Below are 22,789 nucleotides of genomic sequence, written 5' to 3'. Positions count from 1 at the left end.
AATATATTGAAAGAGGTAATTATTATATCGTTTTGGACGTTAACTATGCCTGGGAGGAGGCGTTGGCGGACTTTTTTGAATTGGACTAAAATTGTTTAGATAGTTTGTATTATTACAATTCTTCACTGGTATTTCCGAAAGTGAAGCTTGCCAATCAAAAAGTGATACACAGAAAAATGATTGAAAAAAAACGTTTAGCTGCTTTTGGTTTCGCTGTTTGTTTTCGTCATTATCAAAGGCGCTGGCTACTAATTTTTGCAGCTTTTTGTTAAGTTTGGTTTCCTCGTGATCCCACCAACAACGGTAGAAAATAGAATCTCCCTTTATTTCTTTGGAAACAACATCATACATCTGCCCATCATATTCAAATTCTTTTGAATGTTCCCAGCGAAGTTTTGTTTGGGTTTCTTCTTTTGAAAATTTCAGAAGCACCAATTCCTCTCGATCCATTCCGGCAATCATTTTCCATTTTATTTCGCGCTTGATCGAGGATTTTTCATAATGAAGAAATAAAAACATTGTCACCACAGGAGCGAAAAGCACAAATAGGAATAATATGGCGGCAATTTGTTTTTTCAATCTGAAAATTTAAAGGTTTTCAAATGTCGTAAAATTGATTTGAAATTAGGGAGTGATTGACGGAATTCATCAATTCGCATTAAGAATTACTCATTATTCATTTGTCTTTTGCATTACTCCCCACGCTTTTTTAATACCCACCACTACAATCAAACAAAGAAAACCCACTAAAAGGCCTACAACAAATTCTGTAATTATTGAAGGTATAGATGGTAACAAATCATGAAAAAAATCGATATTGTGAACAAAAATTCCGCCAGCTACTAAGATTAATGCGATGGTTCCAATTATGCTTAGCGCTCTTATTACCTTCGGAAGTGCTTGAACCAAGAAGGTTCCTAATTTTCTTGAAAAACTGTTTTCCTCTTTGCTGTGCTTTATTAATTTGTAGCCAGCTTCGTCCATACGCACAATTAATGCTACAATACCATAAACACCTACAGTGGCTATCAAGGCAATAATGGTAACTACAATAATTTGTGTAGTCAAATTTTCTTTAACTACCGTTCCCAAGGCTATGATTACTATTTCTATAGAAAGAATAAAATCTGTAACAATAGCTGCTTTTACGCGTTCCTTTTCAATTGCTAATATTTCGCTTTCCGTAAGGCCTTCATCCACCAAAGATTCTTGGGTATGCGCATGTGGAAAAAGGAATTCATATATTTTTTCTGCACCTTCGTAAGCCAAATAAAGCCCTCCAAGTATTAAAATTATAGTGACGGCCCAAGGCAAAAAAGCACTCAGCAGAAATGCAATGGGGAGTATTATCAATTTGTTTAAAAAAGAACCTTTGGTGATGGCCCACAGTACAGGAATTTCACGCGTAGATGCAAACCCGGAGGCTTTTTCAGCATTAACCGCCAAATCATCCCCTAATATGCCCGCCGTTTTCTTGGCGGCAACCTTGCTCATCATTGCCACATCGTCAAGTAGTGCAGCCACATCATCTAATATTGCGAAAATTCCTGATGCCATAAATTCCTTTTTAAATATCCCCGATCAATTGAATTTTTTATTAATGCGCACTTTGAAGAAGCCCGTTTAATTGTTCAAATATAAAAATAGGCATTAACATAAGCTTTAATAATCCTCATATATCTTTGCCGCTTAAATCATTTAAATGAAGAACCCCACTTTTTTATTCTTTGCATTTTTAATATTCATCTCTTTCCACACCCGTGCGCAAGACATAAACAAATACCCAACGCTGGCAGAAACTTGGCAGCTGGATTCCACTTCGCAATCACAAAAAGTTGAATTCAGTATTCTTCCCTACAAGCCAGTTTATATTTTGTTCGCAAATTATACAACAAATGTAAATGACACCCCCACCAGTATTAATGAAAACAATGTTGTTGAGGAGCCTATTGGCTATGACAATATTGAGTTAGCTTTTCAAATAAGCTTTAAAACAAAAATTCTTCATAATATCTTTGGCAAAAAGATAGGCGGCGACGTTTGGGGTGCCTATTCCCAAAGTTCACGCTGGCAGATCTACAATAATACACTCTCAAGACCTTTTCGGGAAACCAATTACCAACCGGAAGCCTTTCTTATATTTGGCACGCCTTACCGCATAGGAAATTTTAAAGGGGTTTATATGGGCGTCGGGCTGAACCATCAAAGTAATGGCCGCTCAAACCCGTTGAGCAGAAGCTGGAACCGTGTTATTTTTCAAATGGGTTGGGAAGTAAACAAAGTACAGATTGTTTTAAAACCTTGGATACGCCTGCCAGAAGCCGAAAATAATGATGACAACCCAGACATTGATGACTATATGGGTCGCGCGCAACTCGATCTCAGTTATAATGCAGGAAACCACAATTTTGAATTGGCAACACGCCATTCACTCAGGGGCGGCAGTAACAGTCACGCAAGTGCAAGACTTGATTATAGCTATCGCTTTATTAAAAACCTAAAAGTACACGCACAGGTTTTTACAGGCTATGGCGAGAGCCTAATAGATTATAACCACAACCAAACTACTGTGGGAGTTGGTCTTTCGTTATATTAAAACTTCGATTTGCATTTAGTTTTTCCTTCCCAACTTTGAAAGAAGACTTCGCAAGAGAATTGGAATTTGCACATTTCTATTTCAGCTGAAAAAATAAAAAAACCACGAATCCCATAATTTAGAATTCGTGGTTTTTTTTAAAATGCCGCTTTTCAGAAGCTATAAAATTACTTCACCAAAGTCAACTCATCAATAATATGACTTGCTCCAGCAAACTTGTCTATCAAGAATAATACATAACGTATGTCTACATTTATGGTGCGCTGTAATTGGTCATCAAAAATAACGTCTCCTGCCATAGCTTCAATGTTTCCGTCAAAAGCTAGACCAATTAATTCCCCTTTTCCATTTAATACTGGAGAGCCGGAGTTTCCACCTGTAATATCGTTATCGGTCAAAAAGTTTACTGGCAAATAGCCATCAGCGTCTGCATACTGCCCAAAATCTTTTTTCTCATAGAGATCAATCAGTTTTTTAGGCATATCAAACTCATCATCGCCCGGTTGGTATTTTGCTACGGTGCCTTTTAAAGTTGTGTAATAATTTTTTATTGCGTCGTTACGCTTATCAGCTGGAAGTGCTATCACTTTCCCGTACGTTAAACGCAGGGTGCTATTGGCATCGGGATAGTATTTCTCGTCTGGGTTTTGCAGGCGCATCCCTTGAACCATCATTCTATAAGCACGCTCAAAATCGGCATCCAATTGTTTTTCCTCTTCAGACTGAAAGCGGTAGCGCGTCAATAAATCTGTAGAAAGCTGAAACAACGGATCGTTCTTTAAAACTTCAGCATCTGGATTTGCCATAAAGGCTTCCAACTTTTCTTTTGATTGAAAAATACTGTTCTCAAAAGCTGTGTTCAAATAATCATTCCAACCAGCGTCACTTTTGTTGTTTGCAGTGGCAACTCTCGCTACCATTGGCGCTATGTTTTCAGCTTTTGTAGAATAAAGTTTCATCTGTGCGGCAAGCACATCTTTTTCCAAAGGAATGTAAAGTCCTTCGTAAAGATCATTTATTTGTTCATCCAATTGAGGCTTAACCTCAGCCTGCTTAGCTTCGTTTTGTTGTAAATAATAATCAATCGCGTTACCCAATCGGTACGGAACGGTTGCCATACGTGTACGTAATAACAATCCTAGATAGTTGTCATGAGCGCTCGCCGCGTTCGTTTTACTGTAATAGTTATTAATAACAGGAATTACATCGGCATACTGTTTATTGGCCTTTTTACCGGCCCATTTCTGAAAAGCCTTTTCATCGTCGCGCTTGCTTTCGGCGGTTTTATGCTGCGTAAGTGCATCAATCATCCCTTGGCGGTTCTTCCAGTAATTGGCAATTCCGGCATAGCTGGAAGCATAATCAAGCTTTACTTGCTGGTCTTTATCCATATAAGTCTTCATCACGTCCATAGATGTTTTTGAAGCTTCTACCCAAGCGGGATATGCAAATTTCACATTCTGCTCAATACCACCGGCAGGCATCCAACGGTTGGTTCTGCCTGGATACCCTAAAATCATTGCAAAATCATTTTCCTCAAAACCTTTAATACTAGTTTTTAGGTGATATTTTGGTTTAAGTGGCACATTCTCTTTTGAGTATTCCGCAGGATTTCCGTCCTTATCGGCATAAACTCTAAAAAGTGAAAAATCACCAGTGTGGCGTGGCCATTCCCAATTGTCAGTATCGCCACCAAATTTCCCGATGTTTGCAGGAGGAGTACCTACCAAACGCACATCGTTATAATCTTGGTAAACAAAGTAGTAAAATTCATTTCCTTGGTAAAAAGATTTCACTGAAACGGTATATTTCCCGTCTTCGTTGTTTTCCTGCTCAATCTTGGCAATCTCACGGTTTATAGTTGCTTCACGTTCGGCTTCGGTCATTTTATCGTTCACCAAAGCTAAAATACGTTTTGAAACATCGTCCATTCTTACAAAAAAGCGAACGGAAAGTTTTTTCGGCTTTAATTCCTCAGCGTTATTTCCTGCCCAAAATCCGTTAGTCAAATAATCGTTTTCAGCGGTAGAAAGTTCAGCAATCTGGCTGTACCCACAGTGATGGTTGGTCAATACCAAACCGCTGTCTGAAATAATCTCAGCAGTACACCCACGGTTAAACTGAACAATTGCATCCTTGAGGCTGGCGTTGTTTATACTGTAAATTTCTTCGGGCGTAAGCTGAAGACCCATTTTTTGCATATCGCGGTAGTTTAACCGCTCAATGTGCATTAAAAACCACATACCTTCGTTGGCCTGAACAGGCAGCACGAAAGCAGCGAGTAGAAAACAAATAATTAATTTTTTCATTCGTAAAGGGAGTTTTATAATTAATAACAATACGATAAACACGCAGTATAACCAACTAAAATTTATCGAACGGTAAATATAAACGGAATCCCCATTTTTTATAGCTGCTCCATTCTAAAAAGAGCAAAATAAAGCAACTTTAACTTTTTGTTAAGAGTATGGGAATTTATAGAAAAGTAAGCGCTCCCCACCCTGAAAGCGAGGGGTGCCCGAAGGGCGGGGTGGGTACACGAGGTAAAACTAAAAACATCTGAAAACCCCTTCCGTCTTTTGGCAGAAAAAGCCACCTTCCATGAAAGAAAAAATGAACTTTTGATTTGAAATTATTAAGGGGAAGGAATGCATATAAGAAACGAGAAAACTAAACCTCATCCATTATTAAACTCTATGGCTTTTTATTATTCCCTAGTTTAAAAATGCGTAACCCCACAATGCCGCACCACAAAAATATAGAGAGCAGTAACAGCCGTTGCCAGAGGCCGGTAAACATTCGTGATTCCAGAGAAGCGAGCAGCGCCAGCAAAGACACAAACGAAATAAAGCAAGTGAATATAGAATACTTCCACAAAGAATAAAAAGCAGGTGTTCTTTTAAACGAAAAACCAAGTAAACCTGTACCCACTATTGCTGCCAGAAAAGCAATAGGGGCAACCGCATTATGTATCATATTTTCCATTGACCCTGCCTCGGGACAGCCGGCATCGCAGGAAAAGAAACCGTCAACCAAAATTCCCAGTCCAAAAAAGATGATTGATGCGGAACCAATCGCCGCATATTTTTGCTTTTTAAGCACCATTAAAAGTGAAATTCCGAAAACGGCAATCAAAATTCCGGAAGGTATAAAACCCGCAAAGTTCATCAATTGGGCGTTTGCCGTACCCGTTGCTCCCAATTCGCTTATAAATTGATGCATATGGTTATAGCCTAATCTTATACTTCCGAAATAACTAGTCATTACGATGAAAAGTATAGGTCCCACAACTCCGCCCAAGGCAAAAAATTTATTTATTTTCATAAGCACACTATTGGTAATTAGGAGATTACATGCTACAAAATACAAATTTTTGAAATAGAAATTTATAATTCAAAAGCATTTGAAAGTCCCTAATTATCTGAGGATGATTCATAATGTAAAACCCAATAATATTTAATAACTTTATAAAAACTGATTAAAGCAAAAACCCATGAAAAAAACCACTACCCTCCTTTCACTTCTATTCTTAGGAATAATTGCAACAACTAACGCCCAGCAACAGGGGAAAAAAGCTAGCCTCAATGAAGACGGAACCATTTCAGTTGAAATAGTTACACTGCCTGAAAATTATTACAATCAAGAAAAGTCACAAGTGTTTGACCTGCTATGGCGCTATGGCCAACCTGCAAACCCAACTTTTAAAAATACGCGCGGCACCACGCTTGCCGATATTGATAACGACGGTGTAGAAGAAATACTCTACGGAATCTGGAATACCCTCTATGCATTGGAAGGTGACGGAACTGTACTGTGGGAAAAACCAGTAAGTGGAACTATCCTTCTCCCGCCCACAGTAGCAGATTTGGATGATGATGGCACGTTGGAAATAATTGTAAACACTGGTGGTATTCCCAACGCAGGCCGTGTTTACCTTTTAGACCCCTTAGGCAACGACCTGCCCGGTTGGCCATTAAACTTCAGTAACCATTGGATGCTCAACGCCCCTGCCGCAGCCGATGTTGACGGAGATGGTGTGCTGGATATTATTACAGGAGAGCGAGTAGCTAGTGCGCAAGGATTTGTGCATGCTATTAAAATGGACGGCACTCCCATCAATGCCAATTGGCCCGTTGAAATAGCCGCCACTCCAGCCTTTACTCCTTCAATAGCAGATGTAGATAACGATGGTAATGCCGATGTGGTAATTGCGGCTTCTTCAGCTGGAATGTATATTTTTGATAAACAAGGCCAGGTTTTTCCAGGCTTTCCAGTGTTTGACCCAAACGTAAAATACTCTTACCAGTCCCCTATTCTTGCTGATCTTGATAATGACGAAGATTTGGAAATAATAGGTAGCAACCACGGCGATGCTCCAGGTTTTTACGTTATGGAGCACGATGGTACCTATAAAGCTGGCTGGCCAATTGCTACCAGCGAATGGACCTACTCCCCACCAACAGTGCTAGATATTAATGCGGACGGCACTTTTGAAATTTTTATGTCAGACAGAAATACGAGCGGTACTCCCGGCGCACAGCTCCCTACCGTGTATGGACTTACAGCGGAAGGCAATAACCTACCCAATTTCCCAATAGAAAAATATGGCGGCACCGAAGGCGTGCTCTCCATTGCCGATATAAACAATGATGGCGTTTTTGAAGTAATATTCCCGAGTGTTTTGACAGATGCGGCGGGTATTGGCTATATACACGCCTATTCCCTTGACGGAAGTGGTGAAGTACCAGGCTTCCCCTTACGCCCCCGCGGATTTACCTTTCTAAATGGCGCCGTAGTTGGCGATGTGGACAACGACGGACTTTTAGATCTTACCGCCAACAGTTATACCCAAACCTTTGGTTCAGGTGTTGACTCTACTTTCGTAAATGTTTACAACCTGAATGTACCCTATAACCCAGACAATATAAAACGAAACGGCTACAAAGGCAATAATACCCGCGATGGCTTTGTAGAAATAGAGGAGATTGTAGGCGTTACAGATTTCAATGCTAGTTCAGTAATCAGCATATTCCCCAATCCTTCGGAAGGAATCTTGACGTTTAATATTCCACAGGAAATATTAAATGCAAAAGTGAAAATATATAGCGTAGACGGTAAAGCGGTTTTTTCCGAAGAAAGAAATCTGGAAACTACTTCCACTTATAATCTGAAACATTTAAACAGTGGGTTGTATTTCGTTAGTATTTCTGATGGAAAGAAAACGATTACTGCTAAGTGGGTGAAGAAATAAATTATGTAAACTATTTTATAAGATACAAAAGCCTCTTTTCCATAGTAGCGAAAAGAGGCTTTTATATTTTATAAAAACAAGCTTTGAAATTTCATATATTTGAATAAAACCATATTCCATGACTACAATCCACATAGAAGAAGAGTTGAACCTCGACAAAACCCATTTTAAAACCATGGAGGAGTTTCAGGTGTATTTGATGATGCAAGAAAAAGAGCAACCCGAAGACTATTCTTTAAGTGATGCGCATAAAAAAATAATTGATGAGCGCGTTGCAGAGGCAGATGAGGCTAAAGAGCCCGGTCTATCTTGGGAAGAAGTGAAAGCCGAACTAAAAAAAGCAAAATAATTTGTCTATTCGTCCGTTGGCTAAAAAGGACTTACGTGAAATATTGCTTTTCTACAAAAAGATAAATCCCGAACTTGCCAATAAACTTCTTGAAGAAACAGAAGCTTCTATTTTTCATATTCAGAATTACCTAGAAGCTTTTCAAAGAAGAATTGAGGATGTTCGAATAGTGTATCTAAAAACCTTCCCAGTCGGGATATTCTACAAAATTTATCCGTCAGAAATAAGAATTATCGCAGCTCTACACACCAGCCGCGATCCAGAAATTTGGAAAATCGAAACGGCTAAATTTTCTACTCAACAACGTGCTGTGAATAATTTCGCCATTTTTCTATACACGCCTCCATATCTTCTGGAATAGGGCTTTCAAAACGCATAAATTCATTAGTAACAGGATGCACGAAACCCAAAGTGCGCGCGTGCAAAGCTTGCCGCGGCAGCACTTTAAAACAATTATCTACAAATTGTTTGTACTTACTGAATGTAGTTCCCTTTAATATCTTTTCGCCACCATAACGCTCATCGTTGAAAAGCGTGTGGCCAATGTATTTCATATGCACTCTAATTTGGTGCGTACGGCCTGTTTCCAATCTACAGGAAACCAAAGTAACATAACCTAGCCTTTCCAAAACTTTGTAGTGTGTAACGGCAGGTTTTCCTTTTTCCTCTTCGTCGTTTTCGTAAACGGTGTTTTGCAAACGGTTCTTGGGATGACGACCTATGTTGCCTTCAATAGTTCCTTCCTCGTCTTCCACATTTCCCCAAACAATAGCCACATATTCACGCTCCGTGCTTTTGTCAAAAAACTGTTTGGCTAGGTGCGTCATTGCTTCCTCAGTCTTTGCAACTACTAATAATCCGCTAGTGTCTTTATCTATTCTGTGGACCAGTCCCGGACGATTACTACTATTGTTAGGAAGATTTTCAAAATGGTACGTCAGCGCATTTATTAGTGTTCCACTGTAATTTCCGTGGCCGGGATGCACTACCATTCCTGGTTGTTTGTTCACTATTAGAACCGCATCGTCTTCATAAACTATGTCAATCGGAATATTCTCGGGCACCAATAGAAACTCGTATGGCGGATGCTCAAATAGCACAGTTACCACATCATATCCTTTTACTTTGTAATTGCTTTTTACAGCAACTCCGTTTACGTGAATGTTTCCAGCCGTGGCGGCTTTTTGTATTTTGTTTCTGGTAGCTTTTTCAATGAGATTCATCAGGTATTTGTCTACCCTAAGTGCGCCCTGCCCTTTGTCTGCCGTAAAGCGGTAATGTTCGTACAGATCATCATTACCGTCCGTATCATCAATTTCTTCTTCCTTAAAATTCATTGTTCTCTTCTTCACTATTAATTGGTGCTTCTGGATTATCTTCAGAAGGATCATCTTCAGATTGAATTCTGTTGAGTGATTGGTCACCAACAATCAGATCTATCTCTGAAGTTATTTGAAGCGGTGTGCCCACATCCAGCTTTTCACCTTTGTAGCGCATTTCCAAAACGTTATCACTAATGTGCGGGCGGTAACTTATTTTGCCAATTTTAAAACCCATTGCCAAAAGTGTCGGTCCCGCTTGGCGACGCGTACGGCCCAAAATATCGGGCACTTCAATTTTTCGGAAGCCAGACGGGTTTAAGGTCAGGTATAATTTTCGGTCTTCCTTCACAAATTTACCCGGTTTCGGAATTTGTTCTATTACGGAATACTTCGGAAAATCGGGATTGTAATTTGCAGAATCCAAAATCTCGTACCGAAGATCCATTTCGTCCAGTTTCTCTTCTACTTTGTCCAAAGAAAGTTTGGCGAGATTAGGCACTTCTATCGTTTCGTTATGGTTTGTACTGTAGCGTAACCACCAAAATATCAAAAAAGTTAAAATTAGCAATGCTACAATAGCCAAGAGCAACTGCTTTAAAAATGCCTTGGAAAATACGAACTGGAAAAAAGTCATAGGTTTGTTTGTTAATACACAAAAATATAAAACCCAAAGGTAGTATCTTTTGTTCAAATTAAAATCGAAATTGAAATCCATTGTCAACAGATAACTGACAACTGATAACGGACAACTCCAACTTTTTAATACTTTTGTAAACGCAGCATTTAATCAATTGTTATGGGTAAAAAACATATTGCCGTGGCTATGGGCGGTTATTCCAGCGAGTTCGAAATTTCAATAAACAGCGGCGGAGTAGTTTGCAAAGCGCTCGATAAAAATAAGTATGAAGTGTATCCAGTCCATATTATTAAAGAAGGCTGGTACTTCGTGGCTGAAAACGGCACTAAACATCCCGTAAATAAAGCAGATTTCAGTTTCAACAACGGCAGTGAAATTATTCGTCCCGATACTGTTTTCAACACAATTCATGGCACGCCCGGTGAAGACGGCTATTTGCAGGCCTATTGGGAATTGCTTGGCATTCCACACACAAGTTCAGATTATTATCAAGCGGCATTGAGTTTTAACAAACGTGATTGCCTTTCAGTTTTGAAAAATTTTGGGGTCCGTGCGGCAAATTCATATTATGTGAATGAAGGCACAGAAATTAATGTGGAAGAAATTATAATGAAAACCGGCTTGCCGTGCTTCGTAAAACCAAACCGTTCTGGCTCCAGCTTTGGAATTAGCAAAGTGAATGAAATGGACGCAATGATGCCAGCGATTAAAAAAGCATTTACAGAAGATTCCGAAATAATTGTTGAAACGGCTTTGGTTGGCGTTGAAGTTTCAGTGGGCGTTTATAATAATGGCGAAGAGATAATAGCGCTTCCAGTAACGGAAATTGTTTCAGAAAACGAATTCTTTGATTACGAAGCAAAATACCTCGGAAAATCGCAAGAAATAACTCCCGCAAGAATTTCAGAAGAAGAAACGGAAATGGTCAAGAAAGAAGCCGTTCGTATTTACAAATTACTGAATATGAAAGGCATCACCCGCAGCGAATTTATTATAGAAAAAGGAAAACCCTATTTCTTGGAGATTAATACCAACCCAGGCCTTTCAGCGGAAAGCATCATTCCAAAACAAGCCCGCGAAGCAGGAATGACATTAACGGAGTTTTTTGATATATTGATTCAAAATGTACTAAAGTAGTTTCAAGTTAAAAGTTACAAGTTGCAAGTTTTTTTTTGATGCAACTTGCAACTTGTAACCTGCAACCCATTAACCAAGAATAATGAAATACTACCTAATAGCAGGCGAAGCATCCGGAGATTTGCACGGAGCCAATTTAATGAAAGCCTTAAAAAAGGAAGATCCCGAAGCCAACTTTCGCTTTTGGGGTGGCGATTTGATGAAAGCCGTTGGCGGGACAGAAGTAAAACATTACCGCGAACTCGCCTTTATGGGTTTTGCAGAAGTGGTGATGAATCTTGGCACTATTCTGAAAAACATTAAACTCTGCAAGAAAGATATCGCCGCATTCAATCCAGATGTTATAATTTTTATAGACTATCCGGGCTTCAATCTTCGCATCGCCAAATGGGCGCGCCAAAAAGGCTACAAAACACATTATTATATTTCACCTCAAATCTGGGCGTGGAAAGAAGGCCGTATAAAAGACATAAAACGCGATGTGGATAAAATGTATGTTATCCTTCCTTTTGAAAAAGAATTTTATGAAGAGAAACATAACTTTCCCGTGCATTTTGTAGGCCATCCACTTATTGATGCTATTTACAACAGAAAACAAGTTGTGCCCAAAACCTTCAAAAAAGAAAATGGGTTGGACGAACGCCCTATCGTGGCACTGCTCCCAGGAAGCAGAAAACAGGAAATAAAAAAAATGCTGGAAATAATGATTTCCGTGGCAGAGGGTTTTAAGGACTATCAATTTGTTATTGCAGGTGCGCCGAGCCAAGAGAAATCGTTTTATGAAACATTTCTCAGTATTAAAAATGTGCATTTTGTAACTAACAAAACCTATGATCTTTTGAGTATTTCAGAAGCTGCGCTCGTTACTTCGGGAACTGCTACGTTAGAGACTGCGCTCTTTAAGGTACCGCAAGTGGTTTGTTACAAAGGCAGCAGAATTAGTTATGAAATTGCAAAAAGGGTTATTAAGCTGGACTATATTTCTTTGGTGAATTTAATTCTCAATAAAACAGTTGTTACGGAACTTATTCAAACAGATTTCAACAAAAAAAGGCTGAAAGAGGAACTGGCCAATATTCTGGATCCCTATCAACGCGCTTCCATGTTCTTGGATTATTACGATCTTGAAAAAGCACTCGGCGGAAGGGGCGCTAGTGAAAATACGGCTAAACTAATATATTCCGATCTAAAGGAGAATTAAATAATATTTCATATTTTTAAGCTTTAATCCGCTATCACAACCCGATGAGAAAACTACTCTTTCTTTCCTTTTTTACATTATTTCTCATATCCTGCGGAAGCACGAAAAACACCGGAAAAGTTCCCGAAGCGATTATTGGAAAAAATGAAACTAAAACCAAATCGACTCGAAAGGTAAACACTTATAAAAACAGTAAAATTACTACTCGTCAAAACGAAGAAGAATTAGATTCTAACAATTCTGAAGATAGTCCAAAAGAAATTAAGAAAGGCATTATCGACTTCGCCAAAACCTTTCAGGGTACACGCTACAAATTTGGAGGCACGACTGATTCCGGAATGGACTGCTCAGGTTTGGTCTATACAGCTTTTCAAAAGGAAAATATTACGCTGCCACGTATTTCGCGCGATATGGCTACTAAAGGAATTCTTATTTCTTTTAAGGATATTGAAGAAGGTGATCTGGTATTCTTCAAAACCAGCAGTAGGAACACCATTAACCACGTAGGCTTGGTGGTTGAATCAAAACGTGGCGAAGTGAAGTTTATTCACTCTACAACACGCGCCGGCGTGATCATTTCATCACTTGGTGAGAATTATTGGAAAAAAGCTTTTGTGGAAGTTCGCAGAGTTATTTAGCCAATTTTTTTCGTATCTTAGAGTAAAGTTTGAAATATGGAAACTGCGGAACTGAAAAAAAATTGATCGCCAAAATTAAAGATACGGAAAACAGTGAAATTTTGGAAAATATGATGCGCTTTCTGAATATTCATAATAATGAAGATGTTTACATCCTGAACGAAGCACAAAAAGCAGCTATTGAAGAAGCGCGGGAAGATTACAAAAACGGCCGTTATTTGACAAATGAAGAAGCAAATGCCGAAATTGAAAAATGGCTAAAAAAATAATTTGGTCACAAACTGCGCACAACGACCGGAAGGGAATTCTGGCTTATTGGAAAGAAATAAATCCAACGTTTATAGTTTAAAATTGTTTGAGTTGTTTAAAGAATCTGTTGATACAATTTCCTTAAATCCTAAAATTGGAAAAGCGACTGATATTGATAATATAAGATTTGTAATAGTTAAAGATTATTTAATATTTTACGAAAACAGCATTGATAAAATATTGATTCAAAGAATCTGGGATAGCAGACAAAACCCCGAATCTCTTAAAATCTAAAAAACATTCCCCCCAGTAAATTTTAAGTGTACCACTTAAACTATGGGGCATGAAATTTATAAACTTCACAGTTGTAAAGTTTTCGGTATTACTTGTGCTGGGTATTCTAACAGCGTACTTCCTCCCTATTACAACCTTTTTATTGAATTATCTTTTACTTCTTCTCTTAGGAGTTTATGGGCTTTGGTTATGGGCCAGAAAACAATTGATTCAAAACATTTATTTTGGAGTTGCTACTTATCTATGCTTTTTCGCCATCGGTTATTTTAGCTATCAAATGCGAATGCCGCAGTTTCAGCCGAATCATTATACACGCATTACTTCTGAAAATACACCCACATTGCTGCAACTAAAAATTGCGCAAACTCTAAAACCCGATAAATACAATTTAAAATATTTTACCACAGTAAACGCAATAAATGGCGTACCCACGAATGGAAAAATACTGCTGAATATCTCCAAAGATTCTTTGACGAAATTTGTATTCCCAGATGAAATGCTGCTGGTTTACACCCCAATTTTAGAAATCTCCAAACCGCTCAATCCGCACCAATTTGATTATTCGTCATATTTGAAATCTTTGGGTGTTTACAATCAGTTACGCATTTCAGAAAACGACATTTTGAAGACTAAAAAAGGTTCGAAAACCTTAAAGGGAATAGCGCAGAACCTACGAGCTGGCATTATTGAAAAACTTCAAAACACAAAATTGAAAACCGATGAGCGCGCAATTATACAAGCGCTCGTTTTAGGCGAAAAGAAAGACATTGATAAAAATCTTTACGATGAATATGCTGCCGCGGGTGCGGTGCATATTTTGGCTGTATCGGGACTCCACGTGGGGATTTTATACATTATCCTTGCATTTCTTTTCAAGCCATTGTTACGATGGAAATACGGTGTATTTTTCCAAGCTATTTTGATCGTCCTTCTGCTTTGGGGGTTTGCTTTGCTTTCGGGACTTTCACCTTCGGTAACAAGAGCTGTTACAATGTTCAGTTTTTTTGCCCTTGCCAAACTCTTTAATCGTGAAAGCAATTCCATAAATACTTTGTTCCTTTCGTTTTTGACACTTTTAATAATTAATCCGCTTTGGCTGTTCCAAGTTGGATTTCAGCTTAGCTATTTGGCGGTGTTCTTTATAGTTTGGCTGCAACCTCTTTTTTATAAAATAGGCTATTCCAAATATTGGGTTTTACGCAAAGTTTGGGCAATTGTATCGGTTACAATTTGTGCGCAAATTGGCGTGTTCCCTTTAAGCCTTTATTATTTTCATCAGTTTCCTGGATTATTTTTGTTGACTAATATTGTAGTCCTTCCGTTTTTAACAGTCTTAATGTGTGGCGGAATATTGATTGTGGTCTTAACGAGTTTAAACAGTCTGCCAGACTGGTTTGCAGAAATGTATAATTTTTTGATTGAAGGACTAAATGGTTTTATACATTGGGTTGCGACACAAGATGAATATCTATTCCAGAACATTCACTTTTCAACCCTAAAAGTTTTAGGCGCTTATCTTTTGATAGTTGCTTTGGCATTGTTTTTCACGAAAATGAATTATCAAAGACTGGTCAGTTCGCTCTTGGCATTTTCAGTTTTAATAACCATTTATATTTATGATGAGTTAAGTACGTCAACGAATCAATTAGTGGTTTTTCAGAGAAGCAAGCAAACATTGATTGGCTATAAAAGCAGACAGCATTTTATGGTTTTTAAAAATGATTCAACCAAAAATATTTCTGATACGTATCCTATTAAATCATTCATAACTGCTGTAAACATTAATACTTATTCTGAAGAAGAGCTTCCGAAGTTGTTTCGTTATAAGGATAAAAATATCCTCGTTTTAGATAGTTTGGGGATTTTTCCGAATCATCAAATTACACATACATTGCTGCTCACCAACAGTCCCAAAATAAATCTCAACCGAATTATAGATAGCCTAAAGCCTAAACAGATTATTGCCGATGGCAGCAACTATTTTACTTATGTGAAACGTTGGGAAAAAACTTGTAAATTAAAAAAGCTCCCGTTCTGCCATACTGCAAAACAAGGAGCTTTCCCAATAGAATAGCCCGAATATGAAACCGTAATGGCTAAACTAAAATGTAGGTTTAAAGTTTTTCTGATAATCTTCCCAAGCTTCGGTTGTTGTTATTTTTAGATAATCGTCTGTCTGTATCATTTTTAGAAAAATTTCTAGCTGTGGCGGTGTTCTGTATCCCGGAACTGCTTGAATTAAATCACCTTTTTCCGTAAAGAAAACTACACTTGGATACGCAGTTACTTTTAAGGCGTGCGCAAACAAATGTTGCGAATTTCTTCCTTTTCTCTCAGGGTCATAATTTGGATTGGTATATGTAAAATCATTAAAATAAACTTCCTCTGTCCCTTCGGCATTGAACTTCACTGAATAATAGTTTTTGTTTAAATATTCAATCACGTCTGCATCGCTAAACGTATTTTTATCCAGCATTTTGCAGGGACCGCACCAAGTGGTGTAAACGTCCATAAAAATCTTTTTCGGTTCTTTTTTTTGTGCTTCTAACGCTTCATTCATTGTCATCCAATTGATTTTTTGGGAATGAACTGTGGCTGCGGAAAAAACAATAAAAAGTAGTACTAAATATTTCATTCTAAAGGCTTTAAAAATTTTTGTATTTGAAACAAATAGCGTTCCATAAAAAGGAACGCTATTTTACTGTAAAGTATTGTGTATTAACGAATGCCGTGCATAAGTTTTTTTAGTACAGGATTCAACATCATTGAAATAAGACCAACGCCAATAGGAATCAAAGTAAATATTAAAAAGAAAGTTCCCATGGAATATTCTGCTGAAATTTTATCTATCATTCCACCCATAGTATTTGCTGCTTTTTGACCAACGGCTATGGCAAGATACCAAACCCCGAACATAAAGCCAATCATACGTGCTGGTACTAATTTACTTAAATAGGAAAGTCCTAATGGAGAAAGACACAACTCGCCCATTGTGTGCAATAAATATGCTAAAATAAGGAAAACCATACTCACTTTGGCGGTCATCGCGCCCGGAGGAATATCTGATGCACCGTATGATAGAATGGCAAAGCCCAATCCCAACAAAATTAAACCGATTCCATATTTTACGGCCGCACTTGGATTGTATTTACTTTCCCACCATTTAGAAAATATGGGTGCCAAGGTTATGATAAAAAACGAATTTAGAATTCCAAACCAAGTGGCATCTACCTCTAATTCGGTTTGGTTAAACTTGTCGTACAATCTAAAAATAACTAGCCCCCAAATACCTATAAAGGCAATTACGAGTGCAACATTGGATAGTGCTATTCTATTATGGGTTTTCTTAACGAGCAGATAGATTACATATGAAATTATAATTAAGGGAACCGTGGTTAAAAGCGCGTCAACTATTTTGAAAATAAAGGCAGAGTCACCGGTAAGATTTCTATCGGTATAGTCTTGCGCAAAAAGGGTCATAGAACCCAATGATTGCTCAAAAAATGCGAAAAAGAAAACGGTAAATAATCCGAAGATGGATACCGCAATCAATCTGTCCCTAACAATTGGTAAATAGCGTGCAATTCGAGTAACTAATAAAACCAAGAACATTGCCAAGGCTGCAAGAACTACGATATTAGTTCCGCTCATTCCACCAATTTCAAAGGGTACCAATGAGGTGCCGCCAATTTTCTCTAAAGGATCGTTGAATAGATAAAGTAAACCTCCAACGGATGATAATATTATTAAAACATAATCAAACATTGTAAACGGATTCATCTTTATTGGTGCCACTTCTACTCCATCTTCACGTAATTCTGGTCTTTCTTCATTTATATTTTGAGGTATTTCCACTTCGTGTACTTTGGAAGGTTTTGCACCAATTTCGCCAAAAATTTTATTCGCCAATAAAAATTGAAGCATTCCGAAGAACATAAAAATACCAGCAAGACCAAAGCCCCAAGCCCATCCATAATTTTCAGCCAAATAGCCACAAAGCATCATTCCGAAGAAAGCACCTGCATTTACACCCATATAGAAAATAGTGTAAGCACCGTCTTTTTTAGACTCTTTGCCTTTGTACATTTCAGAAATGATGGAAGTAATATTCGGCTTAAAGAAACCTGTACCTATAACTAAAAGGGCAAGCCCCAAGTAAAATGAAGCAGTAGTTTCCAGCGCCATAGATGCGTGACCCAGCGTCATAATTATACAGCCAATAACTACAGCCATACGATAACCCGTAATCTTATCTGCTATCCAACCACCAATAATTGGCGTTAAGTATAAAAGCGAAGCATAGGTACCAATAAGTGCAAGCGCGTGCTCTCTTGGCCAGTCCCAACCGGGGTTGTCACTTAAAAGTGGCGCGGTAAGAAATAGTACTAAAAGAATTCGCATTCCGTAGAAGGAAAAACGTTCCCACATTTCAGTAAAGAAAAGTATAAAAAGTCCCGCCGGGTGCCCTAAAACTTTGTCTTTAAATAGATTTTCTATATCTGTATTCATGGATCTTAACTTTAGTAAAATTATTTAGAGTTTATTGAACCTTATTGATGTTTGGATCTGCAATTTCAAATCCTTCGTTGTCGCCATCAATTTCGCGCTCATTATCCTCAGCTCCATGGGTAAGTTTTTCTAGTTTCTTTCTTATTAGTAAAACTAGTAATCCAAAGATAACACAGAAGACTGCTATTCCGGTAAACACGGTAAACTCTCCCAAATCTGAAGCAGATTCGCCTAAAAGACCAGCAACTTTGTTACCAAGACCGGTCATAGCAAAATAAACCCCCATCATTAATGAAGCGTATTTTAGTGGCGCTAATTTGGTGATATATGAAAGCGCAACTGGAGAAAGACAAAGCTCCCCAACAGTATGGAACAAATAGGCCAGCACCAACCAGTACATCGCAGAAGATCCATCGCTATTAAATTGTGCTGCAGCGGCGGTCATAAAAAAGAAGCCCATACCCATAATGATCAATCCCAAACACATTTTGAAAAGTGAGGTCGAGATTTTCCCTTTTAGCTTTCTATGTGCCCAATAACCCGCAACAGATGTACCTAAAATAATAATGAAAAGTGCATTCAGCGATTGAAACCAAGAAGCCGGAACTACCCAACCCATCAACATTCTATCTGTTTTTTCGGATGCGTATATATTCATAAGTCCACCAGCTTGTTCAAAAGCGCCCCAGAATACAATTACCAAAATGAAGGAAATGAACAAGACAATCATTCTATCTTTCTCAATTTTCGAGAGCGGTCTTTTCATTGCCGCTTGTTCCTCGGGATCCAAAGATTTGTTAGTGTTATTACCTACAAACTTTAAATGTTTTTGTCCAACCAAATACTGGATAAGTCCTAAAGCCATACCTATTGCGGCCAGTCCAAAACCATAGTGCCAGCCATAAACTTCACCCACATAACCCACGATTAAACTGGAAAGGAATGCACCTACGTTTATACCTATATAAAATATGGTAAAACCTTTATCCCTTCTAATATCTCCAGGCTTGTAAAGACCTCCAACCATTGTTGAAATATTTGGTTTTAACATACCAACACCCGCAACGATTAGCCCAAGGCCCGTGTAAAAGGCCCACATTTGTTCAATTGAAAGAATACCGTGACCTAAAACAAGTAAAATCCCACCAACGAGAACGGACTGTTTTTGTCCCAGAAATTTATCGGCAATCCAACCTCCTGGTATGGAAGCTACGTAAACTAACATGGTATATGTACCGTAAAGTGAAAGTGCGTCTCCATTGCTCCAACCTAGACCAGGGTTTCCGCTGGAAGCTTCCGCTACCAAATACAGCACCAAAATGGCGCGCATACCGTAGTAGGAAAAACGTTCCCACATTTCGGTAAAAAACAAGATATAAAGACCAACTGGATGGCCGAATAGTTCCTTTTGCTTTTGATATTGAAGTGCTTCTGACATAAGATTAATTGTTAGTTAGGGTTGATTTTTATAAATTGTTCTTGATAAAATTGGTCATTAAAGTATAAAGATGAAGGCGTGTATTGCCGCCGTAAATACCGTGGTTTTTGTCTGGATAGATTCTCCAATCAAATTGCTTTTTGGCTTGTACCAAAGCTTCTATTAAACGCATACTGTTTTGAACGTGTACATTATCATCAGCGCTGCCGTGTACCAAAAGAAATTTTCCTTTCAACTTATCTACGTGAGAAAGCGGTGAATTGTTATCATAACCCGAAGCGTTTTCCTGAGGAGTCTGCATGTAGCGCTCCGTATAAATGCTGTCATAAAATCTCCAGCTTGTAACTGGGGCAACGGCAATAGCCATTTCAAAAGTATCTGGCGCTTGGAAAAGACAGTTTGAAGACATGAATCCTCCATAGCTCCAGCCCCAAATTCCAATTCTGGAGGCATCGATATATGTTTCTGAACCTAGTTTTTTTGCAACCGCTATCTGGTCTTCCACTTCGTATTTACCCAATTCCTTTTGGGTGATTTTTTTGAAATCTCTTCCCTTATAACCTGTGCCGCGACCGTCAACACAAGCTATAATTATATCTTGTTCGTTTGCTAGCATTTCATGCCAATAATCATTTGTTCCCATCCAACTGTTGGAAACATTTTGAGAACCAGGACCGGAATATTGATACAGAAACAATGGATATTGCTTTGTCTCGTCAAAATCCAACGGTTTTATCATATACATATTTAAGTCTTCGCCATTTATGTTTATGGTAGAAAATTCTTTAGGCGAAATTTTATAGGAAGTCAAAAGGCTTTTTACGTCGTTATTGTTCTTTATTTCGCGAAGCAGTTTCCCAGTTTTAGCTTCGTGAAGAGTGAAAACATAAGGTGTAGTCGCGTTTGAAAATGTATTAATAAAATAAGTATAGTCTGCACTAAAATCAGCTGCGTTTGTTCCAGTTTGTTGCGTTAAACGCACTTTATTTTTTCCCGAAGGAAGGATGGAATACACATCGCGGTTAATGCTTCCGCTTTCCGTACTTTGGTAATAAACACGCCCAGTGTTTTGATCAAAACCGTAATAGGCTGTTACCTCCCAAGGACCTTTTGTTACTTGGTTTAATAGTTTTCCGTTTTTGTCGTACTGATAAATATGGTTCCAGCCATCTTTTTCACTAGTCCAGAAAAAGCTGTTGTTATTTAAAAAGGTAAGATTATCTGTAACATCTACATAAGCGTCATCCTTTTCAGCCAAAATCAATTTTGAAGTGTTGTCTGAAGCATCCACAAAAACCAAATCAATCACGTTTTGATGGCGATTGGCTAACTGCACGCTTAAAAGATTATTATCTTTTGTCCACAGCAATCTCGGAATGTAATAACTGTTGTATTTTGAAAGATTGACTTCAGAAGTCTTTTCGCTAACTAAATCATAAAAATGTAATGAAACTTTGGAGTTTGCCTCTCCCGCTTTTGGATATTTAAGAGTGTCTGCTGTTGGATATAACTGGTCGCCATAAAGATCCATATTAAATTGTGGCACTTCGGTTTCGTTAAACTTTATATAGGCAAGCCTATCGCCATCTTTACTAAATTCAAAAGCGCGTACAAAAGCGAATTCTTCCTCATAAACCCAATCTGTAATCCCGTTGATGATGCTGTTCTTTTTGCCATCGTAAGTTATTTGCTTGGTTTCACCTGTTTCCAAATTCTTTATATAAAGATTATTTTCAAAACCGTAAGCAACCTTGCTACCATCGTTACTGAAAGTTGGCTCCTGAATTTTATTGGTTGAAACAAGGCTAAACTTTTTGGAAGCTACATCGTAAACATAATAAGTACCACGGGAAGAATGGCGATAGATTTTCTGTAGCTCTGTTGTAAAAAGAATTTTAGATTCATCTTCACTGAATTCATAAGAAATTACATAATCAATACCTTTTAAATCGGCAGAATTTAAAAGCGTTCTGGCTTTTTCACCACTTTTATAATCGTAAACATCTACGGTTGAAACTTTGTTTTGCCTGTCATAATTTAACACTGCATATTCTTTTCCATTGTTCATGGAGTGCAGGGCATCAAGACCTTCGGTACGGAAAGTTCCACCCCAAATTTCTTCGAGGCTTATGTTTTTTTGTTGGGCAGTAAGGGTAGCAAAGGCTGTTAGAAACAGCAGCAAAAAAGTTAGGGAGTTAAATCTTTTCAAAGTGTTAAAATTTTAATACGCCAAGTTTACTAATTTTTTGTGAAAAAGCCCTTGATTTTTTTGTTAAATAAGCCTTTGAAGCGTTATTTAATGCGAATTTCAAATAGTTACAATGCCTTACAAATTGTACACTACTGATAAACCGTAAGCAGGCCCTTGAAAGGTATTTCGACCACCCAATACATAAGATAGGTTTAAAGCGGAACCGAAATGTTCTGAAAAAGATCTATAAAGCGTTCCTCCCACTTTGTGATAATCAACGCCCAATGCCCTGAAGTTCTGCGGCCTTGGCGTTCCCAAATAATCTATGCCTCCAAAAGAATGTTGGTAATCATAAAAGACATCGTAATACCAGTCGCCAGCTGCTTTTCCTATTTTGAAAGTTGCTGGAATACTATTTGGCGTTTCTTCAAATTTTAAAGAAAAGCCACTTTGTAGTGTCGCAAACCAACCGGAATTCCATTTATAATGTGCCATTGCACGGGTTTCAATGATTGTGGCCTGTTGGCCAAGATCATTTAATCCGCCAGTTTTATAATCAGAAATAGGCGTTGAAAAACCTAGGCCCAAACTAAATTCAATTTTTCCACTTTCAGAAACAGATTGAAAAAAGCGGTATTTCAACATTATAGAAATATCCTGAAAATTACTTTCTTTATTGCTATTGAGATATGGAAGAGAAGTGTTTACGTTCAGATTATCTGTTATACCATAAGCGGCAAATAGATTTATGTAGTAGAGATTTCGGCTCAAATCAATTTTTTCGGTGCCGGCAAAATAACTTTTTGGGTCTTCAAAACCGAGGCCTAAAACAATGGAGCCTTTATTCTTACTTTTATAAAAACCATCAATTTTGCCTTGTGAAAAAACATTTGAAACAACGAATAAGGAAAAGATAAGCGAGCTTAGTATCTTCATTGAACTTTTCTTTAAAAAGGATTATTTAGAATATTTACGTA

21 protein-coding genes are annotated in these 22,789 nt (G+C 38.1%); 10 read left to right on the top strand and 11 right to left on the bottom strand.

Going from position 1 to position 22,789, the window contains the following annotated elements:
• Positions 1–39: 39 nt before the first annotated feature.
• Both ESV24_RS02380 and ESV24_RS02375 read right to left on the bottom strand, forming a co-directional pair.
• Positions 40–579, bottom strand: a complete 540-nt coding sequence (locus tag ESV24_RS02380; RefSeq protein WP_111814037.1) for a hypothetical protein — start codon at positions 577–579, stop codon at positions 40–42.
• A 93-nt stretch (positions 580–672) separates the two neighbouring features.
• Complete coding sequence (locus ESV24_RS02375) at positions 673–1,557, bottom strand: DUF808 domain-containing protein (protein WP_111814035.1); 885 nt, start codon at positions 1,555–1,557, stop codon at positions 673–675.
• A 145-nt stretch (positions 1,558–1,702) separates the two neighbouring features.
• Here ESV24_RS02375 and ESV24_RS02370 point away from each other — a divergent pair, with 145 nt between their 5' ends.
• Positions 1,703–2,596, top strand: a complete 894-nt coding sequence (locus ESV24_RS02370; protein WP_111814033.1) for a phospholipase A — start codon at positions 1,703–1,705, stop codon at positions 2,594–2,596.
• 167 nt (positions 2,597–2,763) lie between these two features.
• Here the strand turns inward: ESV24_RS02370 and ESV24_RS02365 are convergent, their stop codons facing one another.
• The gene (locus ESV24_RS02365; protein WP_111814031.1) at positions 2,764–4,905 is read right to left on the bottom strand and encodes a S46 family peptidase; all 2,142 of its coding nucleotides are present in this window, start codon (positions 4,903–4,905) and stop codon (positions 2,764–2,766) included.
• A gap of 385 nt (positions 4,906–5,290) precedes the next feature.
• Positions 5,291–5,920 carry a DUF998 domain-containing protein gene (locus tag ESV24_RS02360; RefSeq protein ID WP_111814029.1) on the bottom strand — a complete coding sequence of 210 codons (630 nt, stop codon included), beginning with the start codon at positions 5,918–5,920 and terminating at the stop codon, positions 5,291–5,293.
• Positions 5,921–6,089: 169 nt separating this feature from the next.
• Between ESV24_RS02360 and ESV24_RS02355 the strand changes: the two genes are divergently transcribed.
• From ESV24_RS02355 to ESV24_RS15645, 3 genes are all read left to right on the top strand, one after another.
• Complete coding sequence (locus ESV24_RS02355) at positions 6,090–7,847, top strand: T9SS type A sorting domain-containing protein (RefSeq protein ID WP_111814027.1); 1,758 nt, start codon at positions 6,090–6,092, stop codon at positions 7,845–7,847.
• Positions 7,848–7,965: 118 nt separating this feature from the next.
• Entirely contained in the window at positions 7,966–8,196 is a 231-nt protein-coding gene (locus tag ESV24_RS02350) for an addiction module protein (RefSeq protein WP_111814025.1), read from the top strand.
• A gap of 1 nt (position 8,197) precedes the next feature.
• Complete coding sequence (locus ESV24_RS15645) at positions 8,198–8,557, top strand: type II toxin-antitoxin system RelE/ParE family toxin (protein ID WP_111814023.1); 360 nt, start codon at positions 8,198–8,200, stop codon at positions 8,555–8,557.
• Here ESV24_RS15645 and ESV24_RS02340 read toward each other — a convergent pair.
• Both ESV24_RS02340 and ESV24_RS02335 read right to left on the bottom strand, forming a co-directional pair.
• The gene (locus ESV24_RS02340; protein ID WP_111814021.1) at positions 8,490–9,533 is read right to left on the bottom strand and encodes an RluA family pseudouridine synthase; all 1,044 of its coding nucleotides are present in this window, start codon (positions 9,531–9,533) and stop codon (positions 8,490–8,492) included. The two genes, ESV24_RS15645 and ESV24_RS02340, sit on opposite strands and share 68 nt — an antisense overlap.
• Positions 9,523–10,152, bottom strand: a complete 630-nt coding sequence (locus ESV24_RS02335) for a PASTA domain-containing protein (protein ID WP_111814142.1) — start codon at positions 10,150–10,152, stop codon at positions 9,523–9,525. The genes ESV24_RS02340 and ESV24_RS02335 overlap by 11 nt, the downstream gene beginning before the upstream one ends.
• A gap of 162 nt (positions 10,153–10,314) precedes the next feature.
• Between ESV24_RS02335 and ESV24_RS02330 the strand changes: the two genes are divergently transcribed.
• The 6 genes from ESV24_RS02330 (at position 10,315) to ESV24_RS02305 (ending at position 15,748) form a co-directional block, all read left to right on the top strand.
• Positions 10,315–11,292: a D-alanine--D-alanine ligase gene (locus tag ESV24_RS02330; protein WP_111814019.1), complete on the top strand. Its 978-nt coding sequence runs from the start codon at positions 10,315–10,317 to the stop codon at positions 11,290–11,292.
• A gap of 82 nt (positions 11,293–11,374) precedes the next feature.
• Positions 11,375–12,493, top strand: coding sequence for a lipid-A-disaccharide synthase (gene lpxB, locus ESV24_RS02325; RefSeq protein WP_111814017.1), 1,119 nt, complete (start codon positions 11,375–11,377; stop codon positions 12,491–12,493).
• A gap of 44 nt (positions 12,494–12,537) precedes the next feature.
• A complete protein-coding gene (locus ESV24_RS02320) occupies positions 12,538–13,131 on the top strand; it encodes a C40 family peptidase (protein ID WP_111814015.1) in 594 nt (197 codons plus the stop codon).
• A 29-nt stretch (positions 13,132–13,160) separates the two neighbouring features.
• Positions 13,161–13,400 carry a hypothetical protein gene (locus tag ESV24_RS02315; RefSeq protein WP_111814013.1) on the top strand — a complete coding sequence of 80 codons (240 nt, stop codon included), beginning with the start codon at positions 13,161–13,163 and terminating at the stop codon, positions 13,398–13,400.
• A 1-nt stretch (position 13,401) separates the two neighbouring features.
• Entirely contained in the window at positions 13,402–13,674 is a 273-nt protein-coding gene (locus ESV24_RS15640; RefSeq protein ID WP_394364086.1) for a type II toxin-antitoxin system RelE/ParE family toxin, read from the top strand.
• A 49-nt stretch (positions 13,675–13,723) separates the two neighbouring features.
• Entirely contained in the window at positions 13,724–15,748 is a 2,025-nt protein-coding gene (locus tag ESV24_RS02305) for a ComEC/Rec2 family competence protein (protein WP_111814011.1), read from the top strand.
• 27 nt (positions 15,749–15,775) lie between these two features.
• Here the strand turns inward: ESV24_RS02305 and ESV24_RS02300 are convergent, their stop codons facing one another.
• The 5 genes from ESV24_RS02300 to ESV24_RS02280 all read right to left on the bottom strand — a co-directional run bounded on the left by ESV24_RS02300 (position 15,776) and on the right by ESV24_RS02280 (position 22,748).
• Positions 15,776–16,309 (bottom strand): thioredoxin family protein, encoded by a 534-nt coding sequence (locus ESV24_RS02300; RefSeq protein WP_111814009.1) that lies wholly within the window; start codon positions 16,307–16,309, stop codon positions 15,776–15,778.
• An 83-nt stretch (positions 16,310–16,392) separates the two neighbouring features.
• Positions 16,393–18,183 (bottom strand): peptide MFS transporter, encoded by a 1,791-nt coding sequence (locus ESV24_RS02295; RefSeq protein ID WP_111814007.1) that lies wholly within the window; start codon positions 18,181–18,183, stop codon positions 16,393–16,395.
• A gap of 31 nt (positions 18,184–18,214) precedes the next feature.
• Positions 18,215–19,621, bottom strand: coding sequence for a peptide MFS transporter (locus tag ESV24_RS02290; RefSeq protein WP_111814005.1), 1,407 nt, complete (start codon positions 19,619–19,621; stop codon positions 18,215–18,217).
• 28 nt (positions 19,622–19,649) lie between these two features.
• Complete coding sequence (locus ESV24_RS02285) at positions 19,650–21,830, bottom strand: S9 family peptidase (RefSeq protein ID WP_111814003.1); 2,181 nt, start codon at positions 21,828–21,830, stop codon at positions 19,650–19,652.
• 117 nt (positions 21,831–21,947) lie between these two features.
• Positions 21,948–22,748 (bottom strand): transporter, encoded by an 801-nt coding sequence (locus ESV24_RS02280; protein ID WP_111814001.1) that lies wholly within the window; start codon positions 22,746–22,748, stop codon positions 21,948–21,950.
• Between the last annotated feature and the right edge of the window lie 41 nt (positions 22,749–22,789).

The organism is Aequorivita lipolytica (genome assembly GCF_007997135.1).
GTDB classification, from domain to species: domain Bacteria; phylum Bacteroidota; class Bacteroidia; order Flavobacteriales; family Flavobacteriaceae; genus Aequorivita; species Aequorivita lipolytica.
This window is presented reverse-complemented; position numbering and strand designations above follow the sequence as displayed.

Excerpts from the sequence above, each read along its gene's own strand:
- ESV24_RS02365 (WP_111814031.1), bottom strand. The coding sequence starts at position 4,905 with ATGAAAAAATTAATTATTTGTTTTCTACTCGCTGCTTTCGTGCTGCCT.
- ESV24_RS02330 (WP_111814019.1), top strand. The coding sequence starts at position 10,315 with ATGGGTAAAAAACATATTGCCGTGGCTATGGGCGGTTATTCCAGCGAG.
- ESV24_RS02305 (WP_111814011.1), top strand. The coding sequence starts at position 13,724 with ATGAAATTTATAAACTTCACAGTTGTAAAGTTTTCGGTATTACTTGTG.
- ESV24_RS02375 (WP_111814035.1), bottom strand. The coding sequence starts at position 1,557 with ATGGCATCAGGAATTTTCGCAATATTAGATGATGTGGCTGCACTACTT.
- ESV24_RS02295 (WP_111814007.1), bottom strand. The coding sequence starts at position 18,183 with ATGAATACAGATATAGAAAATCTATTTAAAGACAAAGTTTTAGGGCAC.
- ESV24_RS02370 (WP_111814033.1), top strand. The coding sequence starts at position 1,703 with ATGAAGAACCCCACTTTTTTATTCTTTGCATTTTTAATATTCATCTCT.
- lpxB (WP_111814017.1), top strand. The coding sequence starts at position 11,375 with ATGAAATACTACCTAATAGCAGGCGAAGCATCCGGAGATTTGCACGGA.
- ESV24_RS02290 (WP_111814005.1), bottom strand. The coding sequence starts at position 19,621 with ATGTCAGAAGCACTTCAATATCAAAAGCAAAAGGAACTATTCGGCCAT.
- ESV24_RS02340 (WP_111814021.1), bottom strand. The coding sequence starts at position 9,533 with ATGAATTTTAAGGAAGAAGAAATTGATGATACGGACGGTAATGATGAT.
- ESV24_RS02320 (WP_111814015.1), top strand. The coding sequence starts at position 12,538 with ATGAGAAAACTACTCTTTCTTTCCTTTTTTACATTATTTCTCATATCC.
- ESV24_RS02355 (WP_111814027.1), top strand. The coding sequence starts at position 6,090 with ATGAAAAAAACCACTACCCTCCTTTCACTTCTATTCTTAGGAATAATT.
- ESV24_RS02350 (WP_111814025.1), top strand. The coding sequence starts at position 7,966 with ATGACTACAATCCACATAGAAGAAGAGTTGAACCTCGACAAAACCCAT.
- ESV24_RS02360 (WP_111814029.1), bottom strand. The coding sequence starts at position 5,920 with ATGAAAATAAATAAATTTTTTGCCTTGGGCGGAGTTGTGGGACCTATA.
- ESV24_RS02280 (WP_111814001.1), bottom strand. The coding sequence starts at position 22,748 with ATGAAGATACTAAGCTCGCTTATCTTTTCCTTATTCGTTGTTTCAAAT.
- ESV24_RS02335 (WP_111814142.1), bottom strand. The coding sequence starts at position 10,152 with ATGACTTTTTTCCAGTTCGTATTTTCCAAGGCATTTTTAAAGCAGTTG.
- ESV24_RS02300 (WP_111814009.1), bottom strand. The coding sequence starts at position 16,309 with ATGAAATATTTAGTACTACTTTTTATTGTTTTTTCCGCAGCCACAGTT.